Origin of the sequence: Prevotella illustrans (genome assembly GCF_017426725.1) — a bacterium.
Classification (GTDB): Bacteria; Bacteroidota; Bacteroidia; order Bacteroidales; family Bacteroidaceae; genus Prevotella; species Prevotella illustrans.
On the sequence record NZ_JAERMS010000020.1, the window covers coordinates 17,273 to 32,864 of the forward strand.

General features: G+C 47.4%; 10 protein-coding genes. 5 read left to right on the top strand and 5 right to left on the bottom strand.

The window, feature by feature from the left end; translation table 11 throughout:
* The first annotated feature begins 62 nt into the window (after positions 1–62).
* Complete coding sequence (locus JHU38_RS07340) at positions 63–3,104, top strand: SusC/RagA family TonB-linked outer membrane protein (RefSeq protein WP_107582317.1); 3,042 nt, start codon at positions 63–65, stop codon at positions 3,102–3,104.
* Between the two features lie 12 nt (positions 3,105–3,116).
* Entirely contained in the window at positions 3,117–4,595 is a 1,479-nt protein-coding gene (locus JHU38_RS07345) for a RagB/SusD family nutrient uptake outer membrane protein (RefSeq protein WP_107581293.1), read from the top strand.
* Between the two features lie 172 nt (positions 4,596–4,767).
* On the opposite strand, the gene JHU38_RS07350 is transcribed toward JHU38_RS07345, so the two are convergent.
* From JHU38_RS07350 to JHU38_RS07360, 3 genes are all read right to left on the bottom strand, one after another.
* Positions 4,768–5,043 (bottom strand): DUF4834 family protein, encoded by a 276-nt coding sequence (locus JHU38_RS07350; RefSeq protein ID WP_107581294.1) that lies wholly within the window; start codon positions 5,041–5,043, stop codon positions 4,768–4,770.
* A gap of 66 nt (positions 5,044–5,109) precedes the next feature.
* Entirely contained in the window at positions 5,110–5,820 is a 711-nt protein-coding gene (gene pssA, locus JHU38_RS07355; protein ID WP_107581295.1) for a CDP-diacylglycerol--serine O-phosphatidyltransferase, read from the bottom strand.
* 2 nt (positions 5,821–5,822) lie between these two features.
* Entirely contained in the window at positions 5,823–6,518 is a 696-nt protein-coding gene (locus JHU38_RS07360; protein WP_107581296.1) for a phosphatidylserine decarboxylase family protein, read from the bottom strand.
* Positions 6,519–6,649: 131 nt separating this feature from the next.
* Between JHU38_RS07360 and dnaE the strand changes: the two genes are divergently transcribed.
* Both dnaE and trxA read left to right on the top strand, forming a co-directional pair.
* A complete protein-coding gene (gene dnaE / locus JHU38_RS07365) occupies positions 6,650–10,357 on the top strand; it encodes a DNA polymerase III subunit alpha (RefSeq protein WP_107581297.1) in 3,708 nt (1,235 codons plus the stop codon).
* A 127-nt stretch (positions 10,358–10,484) separates the two neighbouring features.
* Entirely contained in the window at positions 10,485–10,802 is a 318-nt protein-coding gene (gene trxA / locus JHU38_RS07370; protein ID WP_107581298.1) for a thioredoxin, read from the top strand.
* A 133-nt stretch (positions 10,803–10,935) separates the two neighbouring features.
* On the opposite strand, the gene JHU38_RS07375 is transcribed toward trxA, so the two are convergent.
* Positions 10,936–12,978: a TonB-dependent receptor gene (locus tag JHU38_RS07375; RefSeq protein ID WP_107581299.1), complete on the bottom strand. Its 2,043-nt coding sequence runs from the start codon at positions 12,976–12,978 to the stop codon at positions 10,936–10,938.
* A 121-nt stretch (positions 12,979–13,099) separates the two neighbouring features.
* Positions 13,100–13,843: a helix-turn-helix domain-containing protein gene (locus JHU38_RS07380; RefSeq protein ID WP_107582318.1), complete on the bottom strand. Its 744-nt coding sequence runs from the start codon at positions 13,841–13,843 to the stop codon at positions 13,100–13,102.
* Between the two features lie 838 nt (positions 13,844–14,681).
* On the opposite strand from JHU38_RS07380, the gene JHU38_RS07385 reads away from it, so the two are divergent.
* Entirely contained in the window at positions 14,682–15,467 is a 786-nt protein-coding gene (locus tag JHU38_RS07385; RefSeq protein WP_107581300.1) for a hypothetical protein, read from the top strand.
* Positions 15,468–15,592 lie beyond the last annotated feature (125 nt).

The window sequence follows — 15,592 nt, forward strand, 5'->3', positions numbered from 1 at the left end:
TATTAATTATGATTCTGTGTTGTAAGAAAAAATGGCTGTTAGCTTTATGCTTGGCATTAGGAATGCCTCTGACAGCCGTATCTATTCAAGCCCAGACTGTGACACAGGCTGAGCAGGTTATCAATGGTGTCGTGACGGACGTCAACGGAGAACCGATCATCGGAGCAAGCGTTCGAGTGGGCAAATCCAACAACGGAGCCGTGACCGATTTAAGTGGCAATTTCAGAATTGCCAACGTACCGCCTTCGGCTACTTTGATCGTGTCGTATGTCGGGTACGTCACACAGAATGTTCCTGTCTCTGGGAAAAAGACGCTGCGAATCGTGCTTCGTGAAGACCAGCGCAGTTTGAACGAAGTCATTGTCGTAGGATATGGAACCATGAAGAAAAGCGACATCACGGGCGCGATCGCGTCCGTCGATCAGGGACAGCTCGCCAAACAGCCCGTAGCCAATGTTTCCTCGGCTCTGCAAGGTCTGGCCTCGGGCGTCTCCGTAACGTCAAACTCCGGTTCTCCCGGTTCGTCTTCAACCATCCGCATTCGTGGCGTTGGTACCGTAAACGACGCGGAACCGCTGTATGTAGTGGACGGAATGCCCGTAACCGACATCAATTATCTGAGCGTATCGGACATTCAATCGATGGAAATACTGAAAGACGCTTCCGCGTCGGCCATCTACGGTTCCAGAGGCGCCAACGGTGTCATCCTCATCACGACACAGAAAGGAGCCGTCGGCAAACCGACCGTCACCTTCAATGCCTACTGGGGTACGAGCAAATTACTGAACAACCTCGACCTACTCACCGGTCCCGAATGGTATGACCTGCAGTCGGCCATCAACAAGGTGAGGGCTGCCGAAGGCATAAACGAGTTGGATCTTAAACTGGTAGACAGAAATACTTCTACCGACTGGATGAAAGCTATCTCGCGAAATGCTTTCATGCAGGACTACAGCATAGGTATCAGCGCGGGAAAAGCTGACGATTACAAATATAATCTCGGAATCAACTACCTGAAGCAGGAAGGAACCATCAAGAAAACAAACTATGAGCGTATCAACCTGCGGCTCAATTCGGAGAAGACGGTTATCAAAGACCATTTCTTAGTGGGGACTAACCTGTCCATCGCGAAATCAAATTCTAAGGGTATCAATGAGTATAACAATTCCGGCTTGTACGATGCCGATTACGGTGTGATAAGTAATGCCATCCGTGTAGAGCCGGTCGTTCCCGCCCGGAAGTCGGATGGCTCCTACGGTTCCTCTCCCTATATCGACTATTATAATCCGTTGGCGGACATCGTCTATAACGACCAACATTCCAAGGACCTGGCCGTTATTGGAAATATCTATGGCGAAATTGAATTTTGGAAAGGCCTGAAGTTCAAAAGTAGTTTCGGCGCGGAAATAAGGAGAAACGAAGCGTCCAGCTTTACCCCGGTATATTATGTGTCGAACAGTCAGAAAAACACGGAAAGCAGTCTATACAAAGGGCAGGTGAATGGGAATTACTATACGTTTGAGAATACACTGACCTTTATCAAGACATTCGCGGAAAAGCACCATCTAAATCTGATGGCCGGTTATACCAACGAGTGGGGTAAGCGGGAGACCTTTGGTCTGAACGGTTTGCACCTCATCGGAGAAGCGCCCAACCTACGCTATATCGACGCTACGCTCGATCGGAACAAGACCACGGGATCGAACAATGGTTCGGAGTATGCCATGATTTCGTATCTGGGCCGTATGCACTACGACTTCGACAACCGCTATCTGCTGACCGTGTCTTTCCGCAGGGACGGTTCATCGAAGTTCGCCAAGAAAAACCGATGGGGTAACTTCCCTTCATTCGCCTTAGGATGGAGAATCGATAATGAAAACTTCTTTAAGAAGCTGAATGCCAAGTGGATTTCTTCCTTAAAGTTCAGAGCAGGCTGGGGGCAGATTGGTAATCAGAATATCGACAGCTATTTGGATCGAAGCCTGCTGTCGTTGTGGGCACAATATGGCGCGCTCTTCGGAACTAAGGAAAAGCTCTATCAAGGTATCGCCGTTACAAGACTGGGAAACCCAAACATCAAATGGGAAACAACGGAGTCGACGAATGTGGGACTTGACGCGACATTCTTCAACAACCGGCTCATGCTTAGCTTCGAGTTTTATTACAAGACAACTAAAGACATGTTGCTGGCGGCTCCTATGCCCAAATATATGGGATATTACAGCAATACATATACCAATATCGGCGCGGCAAACAACCGGGGCATCGAACTGAATCTGGAATGGCGCGACAAGGTGAAAGATTTTGAATATAATATAGGAGTCAACTTGTCTACAATCCGCAACAGAATGACCAAGCTCAATGGGGGTACTCCCATCGCGTCAGGCGTACTCCGACAGCAATATGCCACTTATACCAATGAGGGCATGCCCATCGGAGCTTTCTGGGGCTACGCTACGGACGGACTGATTCAAACGGAAGAACAGCTGAAGAAAGTTAAAAAAGCCGGCTATCAACCCAACGCGCAATTAGGTGACGTACTATTTGTCGACACCAATAATGACAACCTTTTGGATGAAAGGGACAAGCGTATGATAGGTAATCCGATTCCTGATGTCATTTATGGCTTCAATGTCGGCATGAGCTGGAAAAACTTTGATTTGAACCTGCAGTTCGGGGGAACGATAGGTAATAAGATATTCAACGCCATGCGCCTGTATACCTACAGTCTTACGGATATAACCAACAAGGATAAGGCCTTGTTGAACTACTGGACGCCAACAAACAGAAATACGAATATTCCGCGTCTGGCCGCAGCTGATTACAATAACAATAACAGACTCTCTGACCGTTACGTGGAAAGCGGCACCTATCTGCGACTGCGCAATGTCCAACTGGGTTATACACTTCCAGCCGCGTTGGCAAAAAGACTCATGCTTCAGAGCGCACGTATCTATATCAGCGGACAGAACCTGCTTACATTCACCAGTTATAGCGGATTGGATCCGGAAGTAGGACAGTCGACGTCGTTAACAAGAGGCATAGACTATGGTATCTATCCGCAATCGAGAGTGATAACCGGAGGTGTAAACATTACTTTTTAACTGAAAACGATTATGAAAACAAATAGAATTATTGCTGGGATGGCGTTTGCGGCCTTAACAGCATTCAGTAGTTGTGTTGACTTGGATTTGGAACCTCTGGGGAGAGCGTCAGCCGGGAAAGTGGAAAATGAGGAACAAGCTTTCCTACGTTTAGCTGCCGTGTATTCCGACATGAAGGATTTCCGCTATACATGGTCTACAATCGCATTTGGTGATGTCCTGTCCGATGACGCTACATACAGTGGTTCAGATAATGACGCGGCTACATTCACCTTAATGGAAAACTATCAGTATCCGGCCGACCATAATGAGATATTAAACAAATATTCACAGACTTATCAATGTATCAACAAGGCCAACCTCGTCATACGAGACTTTGAAGCGGCTGATAATTCCATCTTCAAAACCTACAACAGGGAGCAAATGATAGGCGAGGCGAAGTTCATACGCGCCTACTCTTACTTTGAGTTGGTGAAAACGTTTGGTGGGGTACCTCTGTATACAGACGTGTTAGAGCTTGACCATAAGAGGCTCGGGCGAGCCGAGGTCAAAGATGTGTATGCCGCCATCGAAAAAGACCTGAATGACGCCGCCGCAGTACTTCCTTCCAAAAAAGAAGTCGATATGACAACTTACGCAGGAAGAATCACCAAGGGAGCCGCTTACGCCATGCTGACACGCGTATGTCTTTATGAGAAGAACTACGAACAGGTAAAACAGGCCGCAAAAAAGTTGTTTGATCTAAACGAATATTCTTTGGTAGACGATTACCAGTTTCAGTTCCTACTCGCAGGTGAGCATTGTTCAGAATCCATTCTGGAGGTGAATATGTATGATTCACCCACCTTAGGATCATGGAACGTTAATAACGGCAATCGTCATGTACTGATGTCTATGCCAAGAAATCTGACTATCGGATTTGGTGTGGCACAGCCTACAAAATCACTTGCGGACGCGTACGACAAAGCCGGGGACAATATCCGTAAAAAAGCTACGTTGCTATCAAGCCAAGAAGCGGTTGAGATAGAAAAGGCTGCGCATGGGGAGGTAGACCCGATAACCGGTGACAGAACCGGATTTTATAACCGCAAACTTTATCTGAAGCCGGGAGAAAGAGAAGAAAACCGTGGTAACAATCAACCTTTAAACCACAAGTTAATTCGTCTGGCCGAAGTTTATCTCAATTACGCGGAGGCTTGTGCCTTGATCGGAGACGAGCAAGAGGCCAGAATATATATCAACAAAGTGCGCAACCGTGCAAAACTACCGGATATAACGACATCGGGCGAACAGCTGTTCGAAGACTTAATGAACGAGCGCCATCTGGAATTTGGCATGGAAGGATTCCGCTTCTTCGATGTAGTACGGGTCGGTTGGGGCCCCAAGCTCTTCAAGAATTTCAAGCAAGGGGCGGAAGTTTTGCCAATTCCGCAAATAGAAATAGATATCAATAAGGGGGAAATCGTTCAGAATCCTGCTCCCCAATCATAGATGAATCGTCGTCATAGCATGTCATCATAACCGTAGGACTTGCTATAAAGAAACCAGACTCGGTCGATAGCCTGAATGAATCAACTGACAAACAGGAGGGCTATCGACCGAGTCTGGTTTCTGAAATAACAGAAGGCGTATTTCCTTAAAGATTATATGACTTGGAAAAAACTTACTCTTCCGTATAATCTACATATTCGCCTTCGTCTTTAGAAAATATCTTTTGATTCGCTTCTTTCGAACTTCGCCGATCGACAACAGACTCCCGGTCAGATGAATGGGAACCACTTTGTCGACGATAAGCGTCTTGCATATTCGCATCGCCACCCAGGCCACGCTTCACCTGCCTGAAAATATGAAAGAATGTCTTGATGATGTTCCAGAAAAACACCACCCCCATGAACAATACGACAATGAAAACAATGAGAAAAAACTTGAGTAATATCATAATCTATCTATATTCTTAATAATTTGACAAACGATAATCGCATTCACCAAACTATAGAGAAAGAAACTATGCCTTGCGAACCCGGTTAGTAAAGACGGACACGATGACATAGCAGGTAATGATGAGCCACCAGCCTTCGAGCAAGCCGAAAAATGCCAAAAGAACAACGGAAAGCGCGACAAAACCGTATTTTATCTCATTATCTTTCCAACCCCAATGCTTGAACTTCAAAGCAAACATGGGAATTTCAGCCACCAACAGATAACAACTGGACACAATCAGCAACAATAATACGAAGACACCACCGTGGAGATTTTCAAACCAAGCCTGTGCATAGACCAATAACGAGCCCCAGAAAAGGGCGTTGGCCGGTGTCGGCAGACCGATAAAGCCGGTTGATTGACGTTCGTCGAGATTGAACTTAGCCAACCGCAAGGCGGAAAAAGCTGTCATCACGAAAGCGAAGAAAGGCAGGATGTTGCGCAAAGGCTCCAAAAACGCGGGATAATCAAGCGTGTACAATTCAAAGGCAACCATGGCGGAGGGTGCCAAGCCGAACGTGATATCGTCGGCCAAGGAGTCCAACTCTTTCCCTATTGGTGAGGAAACATGGAGCAAGCGGGCCACCATACCGTCGAAGAAATCGAAAACGGCGCCTAAAATGATAAAAAGCAAAGCTGTTTTCACATCTCCCGTCAAAGCGAAATACGTAGCGGTGCAACCTGAAATTAGGTTGCAGCACGTTATAGAGTTAGGAATATGTTTCTTGAAATCCATCGTTATCCTTTCAACTTGGCGATAACGGTCTGGTCGCCAGTCGTTGTCTGTCCCATCTTTACGCACACTTCTGTCCCGATTGGCAGATAAACATCGACGCGACTTCCCAACTTGATGAAGCCCAAATGCTCGTCGATATAGCAGTCTTCTCCCTCTTTGGCATAGGTAACGATACGTCGTGCCATGGCACCGGCTATCTGACGGCAGAGCACATCTACACCATCGGGCGTCGTGATTATGATATCGGCATGCTCATTCTCCTCGCTGGCTTTCGGAAGCCATGCTTTGTGGTAGTTGCCATCCTTATGTACAACGAACTTTACTTTACCATCTACCGGGAACCAGTTAGCATGCACGTTGAAAAGGCTCATAAAAATACTGATCATGAGGCGTCGATCATGAAAATACTCCTTCTCTTCGACTTCTTCTATTACGACAATACGTCCGTCAGCAGGGGCCACCACGAGATGATCGGTGTCATCCGTTTCAGAAAAATAGCGGATAGGACAACGATAAAAGTTGACAATTATACAATAAAAGATTGTGCATAAAACAGTAAAGGACCAAAACGGAATTTTGTTATCTAAACGATATAATAACAAAGCGATCGCTGCGATACCAATAAAAGTATAAATGAGTTGATCCGTACCTTCACGATGAATTCGTATTTTCTTGAGTTTCTTCTTAATCTTGATCATAAAAAGGTATTTCATTTGTACCGCATGCAAAGTTAATATTTTTTTGTTGCTTCCACAACTATTTGTAACTTTTCTTTTGCTATGTCGGGATTTCAGCGTAACTTAGTGCGCTCTTTAGTATTTAAAAGACGATGGAAGATTTTATTCACTTACACGTACACACCCAATATTCTATTCTCGACGGTCAGTCTAAGATTCCTTATCTTGTAGACAAAGCCATCAACAACGGCATGAAAGGTATGGCCATTACCGATCATGGCGCGATGTTTGGCATAAAGGAATTTATCGATTACTGCGCCGGCGTCAACAAACAACGCAAAAAAGACGGACTTGAGCCTTTCAAGCCGATCATCGGGTGTGAGATGTATGTGGCACGCCACCGCAAGGAAGACATGGTGAAAGAGCACGGTGACAACAGTGGTTACCACCTTATTGTACTGGCCAAAAACTACAACGGCTACAAAAATCTGATTAAATTGGTGAGCCGTTCGTGGGTAGACGGCCACTATTACCGTCCCCGAACCGACCGGGCTGATTTAGAGAAATACCACGAAGATCTCATCATTTGTACGGCATGCCTGGCCGGAGAGGTTCCGAATAAGATATTAAAGGATGATATTGAGGGCGCACGCGAAGCCTGCGAATGGTATAAACGGGTGTTTGGCGACGATTATTACCTGGAATTACAACGCCACGAGGTTAAAGACCCTACCATCTTGGCCAATCGCGAGGCCTATCCGCTACAGCAAAAGGTGAACAAAGTGCTCATCGAGTTTTCCAAGGAATATGGTATCAAGTTGGTTTGCACCAATGATTGCCACTTCGAAGACAAGGAAACGGCCGAAGCCCACGACCATTTGCTCTGTCTGGCAACAGGAAAAGACCTGGACGACCCCAACCGTCTACGCTACAGCAAGCAGGAATGGTTCAAGACGCGCGAAGAGATGAACGAGGTGTTTGCCGATATTCCGGAAGCATTATCCAACACTTTGGAGATATTAGATAAGGTAGAGACTTACAGTATCGACCACGGACCCATCATGCCTTTCTTCCCTATTCCCGAAGATTTCGGCACCGAAGCGCAGTGGGAAGCGAAGTTCAGCGAGCAAGACCTGTATAATGAGTTTACGACAGACGAAAACGGAGAGAATCAAATGTCTCCTAAAGAAGGCCGGAAAGTTATCGAACGTCTTGGCGGATATGAGAAGATTTATCGCATTAAGTTCGAGGCCGACTATCTGGCAAAGCTCGCTTACGATGGCGCCAAAGAGTTGTATGGCGACCCTCTGCCCGAGAATGTGAAGGAACACATCAACTTCGAGCTGCATATCATGAAAACGATGGGCTTCCCGGGCTACTTCCTTATCGTGTCAGATTTTATCAAAGCCGCCCGAGAAGAGCTCGGCGTAATGGTCGGACCCGGTCGCGGATCGGCCGCCGGTTCGGTCGTGGCTTATTGTCTGGGCATTACGAAGATCGATCCGCTGAAGTATGACTTACTGTTCGAGCGTTTCCTCAATCCCGATCGTGTAAACTTGCCGGATATTGATACCGACTTCGACGACGACGGACGCGGCCGGGTGCTGCGCTGGGTCATGGACAAATATGGTCATGAGAACTGCGCACACATCATTACCTATGGCAGCATGGCCACCAAGAACTCCATCAAGGACGTTGCCCGCGTAGAAAAGTTGCCGTTGGATAAGTCGAACGCGCTGTGCAAAGCTATTCCCGATCGTTTGCCCGACGGCTTGAAAATGAATCTGAAGAACGCCATCAAGTGCACGCCGGTGCTCCGCGAGGCGGAAGCGTCGGTCGATCCGCGTGAAAGAAATACCATCAAGTATGCCAAAATGCTGGAAGGAACCGTCAGGGGAACGGGTATCCACGCCTGCGGTTTCATCATTTGCCGTAATCCCATTGACGACTGGGTTCCCGTCTCGACCGCAGCCGACCCTGATTATCCTGGACTGAAAACAGCCGTGACGCAATATGACGGCCACGTCATTGAGTCAACGGGACTCATCAAGATGGACTTCCTCGGCTTGAAGACTTTGTCGGAGTTGAAAGAAGCCTGCAAGAACGTCAAACAAACAACAGGAGATATCGTCGATCTCGACAAAATCCCCATCAATGACGAACTTACTTATCAGTTATATCAGCAGGGACGCACCATCGGAACGTTCCAGTTCGAGTCTCCCGGCATGCAGAAATACCTGCGCGAACTCCATCCCACCGTCTTCGAAGACCTCATTGCGATGAACGCCCTTTATCGCCCGGGGCCCATGGACTACATTCCCGACTTTATCAAGCGCAAGAACGATCCATCATTGGTGAAGTATGACATCCCTTGCATGAAGAAGTACCTGAAAGACACGTATGGAATTACGGTCTATCAGGAGCAGGTGATGTTGCTCTCACGCCAGTTGGCAAACTTTACCCGTGGCGAAAGCGACGCGTTGCGTAAAGCGATGGGTAAGAAAAAGAAGGCCATCGTCGACGCGATGAAACCCAAATTCATATCCCAGGGACAAGCGAATGGTCATGACCCGAAGGTTTTAGAGAAGATTTGGAGCGACTGGGAGAAGTTTGCCTCCTACGCGTTCAACAAGTCACACGCCACCTGTTATTCATGGGTGGCTTACCAAACAGCCTACCTGAAAGCTCATTATCCGGCCGAATACATGGCCGCTCTTCTGACAAGACGTAAGAGTGACATTAAGGAAATCACCAAACTGATGGACGAATGCAAGGCATTGGGCATACCCACACTGGGTCCTGACGTAAACGAAAGTTTCAGTAACTTCGGCGTAAACAAGAAAGGTGAGATCAGATTCGGTATGGCCGCCATCAAAGGAATGGGCGAAGCAGCGGCCCTATCGATTATCAAGGAGCGCGACGAAAACGGCCCGTTCAAAGATATTTTCAATTTTGCGGAACGCGTAGACTTTACCAATGTCAACCGGAAAGCCTTCGAGTCGTTGGCACTTAGCGGAGGCTTTGACTGCTTCGGGCTAAGACGTGAGCAATATCTCGGCGTCAACGGCAAGGGAGAAGTATTCCTCGATACACTTGTTCACTATGGACAGCTCTTCCAACAGGAACGAAACGAGGCCCGAACTTCATTGTTTGGAGGCGAAGAAGCGGTAGCGATCGCGCATCCGGTAATCCCCCAGGCAGACGAGTGGAGTTCGATAGAACGGCTGAACAAAGAGCGCGAACTGGTCGGCATCTACCTCTCGGCGCATCCGCTCGACGACTATTCTATCATCGTCAAGCACATGAGTAACACGCATTGCGCGGAGCTTGGCGACAAGCCTGCGTTGGCTTTGAAGAACGAAATAACGGTAAGCGGCATTATCACCGGCGTGAAATCGAAGTTCACCAAGACAGGAAAGCCTTTTGGAGTCGTCACAATAGAGGACTACGAAAGTGCCGGAGAACTCGCGCTCTTCGGTGAGGACTGGGGACGATGGAGCGGCATGCTGACGATAGGCTGCTCGGTCTATATCACCGCTAAATGTGTGCAACCCTATCAGAACGGCAACTATTACGATTTTAAGGTTCAGAACATACGGTTCCTGCAAGACGTGAAAGAGCACCGGTTGGAGAAGATCACCATCACCATCAATCGCAACGCTATCGACGATACGCTGGTAAGCGACCTGAACACCATCATCAACGAGAATCCGGGGAAAACGCAACTCTACTTCCAGATTATTGACGAGGAGCACAACGCACGGATTATTCTCAGGTCGAAGACTAAGGAAATCAACATCAAGAACAACCTCATATCGTATATTGAGGCCAATCCCGCAATGGAATATAGTATCAATTAAAGAAATTGGCATGATATTTGCCGATTTTCTCTCATCGGTTCCAATCGTTGGAACACGCTTTTTTGCGAAGGATATATTAAACAATATACATTTAAACATCACTTTATAATAAAAGAACAAACAAGACATGGAAGTAACAATTACAACCGAGAACTTCGAGAGTTACAAGAATGGCGAATTGCCATTGGTAGTTGACCTGTGGGCAACATGGTGCGGTCCCTGCCGTATGCTTGCTCCTATCGTTTCCGAACTTGCGAACGACTACGACGGCAAGATTGTCGTAGGCAAATGCGACGTTGAAGAGAATGACGATATCGCCATGGAATTTGGCGTTCGCAACATTCCTACCATCCTATTCTTCAAAGGCGGTCAGCTCGTCGATAAGTTTGTTGGCGCCGCCAGCAAAGACAAGCTCGAAGAGAAGTTCAAGGCATTGCTCGGCTAAGCCGTTCGACCGGGAAATATAAACGTACAGACGAAGCCATTAGGAACACATCGTTCGGGCTTCATCCTCATATTTCAAGAAAGCCATATCGTCCATTTCACATGGATTGATATGGCTTTCTTGTTTGCCGACGTCAGAGAATGCCCGTCTGCGTGTCCTTGTTTTGCAGCCTTCGCTCTATGTCACGGAACTTCCTTCCCTTTCCAAATTTCCACATAAAGCCCAGATGCACCATGTTGCCCAAGTCACGATTGCGCGTCGTCATTTGCTTTTTGATGACGGCATCGACCAATTCCGAGTAGTTATTCTTGGGGTTATGTTCAAACGGATGTTCCCAATAAAGCGACACACTGCAGTTTCCCACACGGTAACTACATGTCAGGTAGGTCGCGTGCCCCTGCCGGCTCCATGTCTCACCCTCCATAAACTTCCAGCCGTTATCGGCATTGGCGGTCAGCGTCCAGCGTCCCAGGTAGGCCTGAAGACTGCCTCCGTAGTTATAGGCGGTCAGGTAATGCCGGTAGTTATCTCCCCTGTTGATGAAACGGAATACGCCTCCGCTGACACTCAACGACAGCCGTTCGGGCAGAATATCCACTTTCGTATAATTAGATACATAGAACATCGTAATGCCGGGTTGCATCTTCTGCGTATAATAGAATTGGTTATCCGCGCCACGTTCATAACTGGCCATGTTGCAATGATGATGACTCCGGTACTCCATATCTACGTTTGAATGGAAACGCGGTGTATTGTAGGCCAGTCTAACCGTATGTATCTGCATGCCGTTGGGCTTGATTTTCGGATTGCCCACCGTCCATTCCATCGAGTTGGTACGTATGCGCGTGTCGCTGATCATCGCGATTCTTGAAATATGCTGATTGATTTCGAAGGTATAGCCTGCCGATAGGCCCTTAGCTAAAGTATAAGTAAGCGAGGCTTTCGGACGAAACAACCAGTAAGAATAATGGTTATCGGCCTGCCGATAGCGCACGTTGCTCACACCCAAACCTGTCATGTAGCTCCACTTTCGCCACCGCCCTTTCAACTCGCCGAAGCTATATAGATTGCTGCGGTGCATGCCGTTGACCGACATCACGTCGCCCGAATAGACATTGCGGGTATATTTCAACTGATGATTGAAACCAAATGACAGTTTGGCAGCCGTCAACTGCCGTTCGTAGATGGCTTCCGACGTGAGCGACCATGTATTGCCGTCGACATCGTAAGCATATCCTCCGCCTTCATTGTTGGCATGACTTGCGTCGGTAGAGATAGCCGTCGCCACAACATTAGCGGTAATCGACTGCTTCGAACCAAGCTGACGAAAGAAGTAAATATCGAGAATTGGTGTAAAACTTTTGTTTTTATCCATTATTCGCACCATCTTATCAGCCTGTCCACTCTCCACAAACAGTTGGTCAGTAATATTGCGTGGACTATGAGAAAAAGCACCTGAGAGTTTGGCCTGCAATACATAAGTGGCCGAATCGGCCAGATTATAGACCAAATCTAAGCCATTGTAAAAGTTTCGGTATCGTCTACCGATATCCCTACGTGTAATAAGATGATAACTACCATCGGCCAACAGGTAGTCAGCATCCTCATGATAACGGGCTCCACGCAGGTCGGTGTAGCCGGAATTATAGGTTACCCCCAGCTCCGAATGGCCTATATTCCTTTTAGCATATATGGTATTATCGCCATGCAATGCCGTCACGCAGTTGTTCAAATCAGCTCCCAGGAGCATTCCCTCACCGCTACGCTGCGTCCGAATATCAATAACATAACCGATTTCTGCCCCGTAGCGTACCCCCGGATTGTCGATAAAGCTGACCGACTTCACCTCTTTGGGATTGAGCGCCAGCAGGTCTGCCTTATTGGCTACTACCCCGTTTATTCTTATTTGCACGGCCCCACGGTTGTCAAGTGCCCTGACAGAGTGCATCGTTTCGTCGATGCGGATGGCCGGAAAGGACAGCTTGGCAAGCAGACCATAACCGTTCGTCGAGGCTTCCTTCTGCGCGGCGGTGGGCAGATAAAGTCGTCCGTCAGGCCGTTCCACCACTCGGGCCGCCTCAACCTTCACTTCTTTCAACTCCACGGTACGCTCTTGCTGTGCCCATAGCGACCCAACCGGCATACTCATCAATAATAATAAAATAGCTTTTCTCATTCTTTGCTGTCTTGTTTTCGGGCAAAGATAGAAACGGTGTTGTGGTTTTCACGAAAAAAGAGTCTGACATTTGTCTGACATTTCACTGCCGACAAATGTCAGACTCCTATATACAATTAATTTAAAGCGCTTTGTCGCCCGGCAACAACTGATAATCGCCTCCACGCTCCGACATGATTTTCAGTCCACCTTGTTTCTCTATGACAGGTTTCAACCGTCTGACGAGTGTATAAAGCGTTTCACTCGCGTCGGGTTTCTTGGGCCAGAGAGCATCGCAGATTTCCTGTTTTCCGAGCTGATGATTGGCCTTTTCAAAGAACAGTCGCATGAGCCGGTGTTGCATGGGCGTCAGCCCTACAGGCTCATGGTGGAGATTATAGAAACAATCTTCGTCCTTCCGCAGCATCAACTGCCCCAGAACAATCATGTCGCGGCCATGCCGACGGAAATAAGCCAGCGAGAAGACAGCCCACAAAAGAGCCATCGCCGACAAGGAGAAAGGCAACCGCCGGTCGGATAAAGCCAATACCGAGGCCACCGAACAGTTGGCATAACTCTGAAACACGACCCTACCATTCTGCCCGTGCCATCCCATCGGCCGGCTACAAAGCCCGTCGCCGGGATTGTCCATGGCGTAATATACAATGGAATGACGACGCAAAGTCTCGGTCTTCAGATAGCTGCGGTAGTCGGCGATCGTATCGGGTGTCAGCCAACAGTCCCGTTTCGTGGCCAGTGTCTGTGCCAAAGCCTGGTTCATGTCGGCCACCATCAGGCGTTGGACCTGCCGATAGCCGTGCATGCCCGACCACACCGCGGCGCCTACCAGCAACGCAAACAGCAATATGGCATGATAAGGTTTCATGTTCATAACGTCTCGTTTTCGATGAAGGATAAAGTCGTTTTCGTATGTCAAGATGTCCGATTCCTTTCGAAACATGTTGTCACGCAAAGTTAGGAAATAAAACGAAGCCTTGGCTTTTCGCGCGATTATCTCTAACTTTTCTTATCCGTCGTTTCGATTTGTTAACGCCGGAAGGAGAAAATATAGCAGAAGCCGAGAACCAACCGGCCAAAGGAGCATGAGCAAGAGCGGGAAGAACATTGATTCCGGGCCAAGGCTGAAGCTACGATTATACAGAATATCGCCCCAAAAGGCCTTTTGCACGATTCGGAATTTATTTGACAAATGGCATTTGCTGCTTGCGTTATTTCAAAAAAGAAAATCATTGGCCGGAAATAACGCCATTTTAGCGCGATTTACAAATCGCTGACAATCAGCGTTTTATATTCAAACCGTCATTTCAAGCCTATCGAAAAGGCTCTGTTTTGCGTCTTTTTACGCTCCAATAGCAGGCCTTTTAACCTGTAAAAGCATAGCGATTAGCGGCTAAAAGGATAGCTTTGACCGTGTAAAAGCATAGCGATTGGAAAAGTTGGAGCTATTACGACCTCTTTCACGCTGGCAAAACGTATTTTCGAACGCTGGATGCGACAGTCCGGAAGTGTTAAAATCAGGGATGAAATATTTACAAAAGCAAGATATTGGAGGCTTTCCTGCCACCTTGCGAAACATCTTCCGCCGGCATTTCCTTCCACTCTCTGTTTTTCGTTTTAGATTATTTAAGATTGTCGAATAATAACCAAACTGATTATTTCGTATCTTTGTAACAAAGGACCATCAACTATTAATTCCTAAGCGTATGAAAACAAAACTCTTACTCCGTCTCGGAGCGTTTTTATTCTTGGCACTTTACCTCACCGCCTGCTCTTCCAACAGCAATGAAGAAGAACAAAATCAGAACAGCCTCTATAAACAGATGCAACTTTCAGGCTACTGGACGGCGCAGGACTTTACCAACGCTCAAGGCAACATCGTGGAGATTCATTTTACTTCTTCGCAACATGTCCACGTGAAGTACGTGACTTCCGATAACGCAGTGGAGGGTTCGGTTGCGTCCTACAAAGAGGAAGGTTCCGACAAAATACGCCTCACTCTATTTAAAAAAACAGAGATTATGGGGGTCACAGAACTCCGGTGCGATCTGAAGACCAAGGAAATACACTTTACCTGCGACGGCAAAGACTATACGCTGACCAAGCGGGAGCATGACCATCTGGGTATCATCCGTGGCAAATGGACGTCGGCCTATTATCGTTCGTACAGCCTGAAGCCCGACGACACAGATTACAACACCGTGGAATTCGGCGCGGAAAATGAGAATAGTGAGGCTGAGCGCTGGGTCATGAAATTTGAAGGACATACCAATGTCGGCAATCCTACGTCAGCAACCCTGTCGTATAAAACGGAAACTGTGGCGTGGAAGTACGCAGCGAACCTGAACATTCTCCTTGATACCCAACAGGGAGAAAAAGAAATCGCTTTTCAGTTTGTCTATCGCCCCGACTTGAAAACCATTGTTCTTGAATTGAATTGGGCTCCTACCCTTCCCGATAATTATATCACTTATACGAAAAATCACAAATAAGACCACAGATTTCAGAACGCCAAATTAAGGTTCGTCCCCACAGCTTCTATTGCTCGACGTATTATAATATAACATTATCTTATGCCCGAAACGACGCCTCGTTCGGTCAATGAAACCGGGTTCTG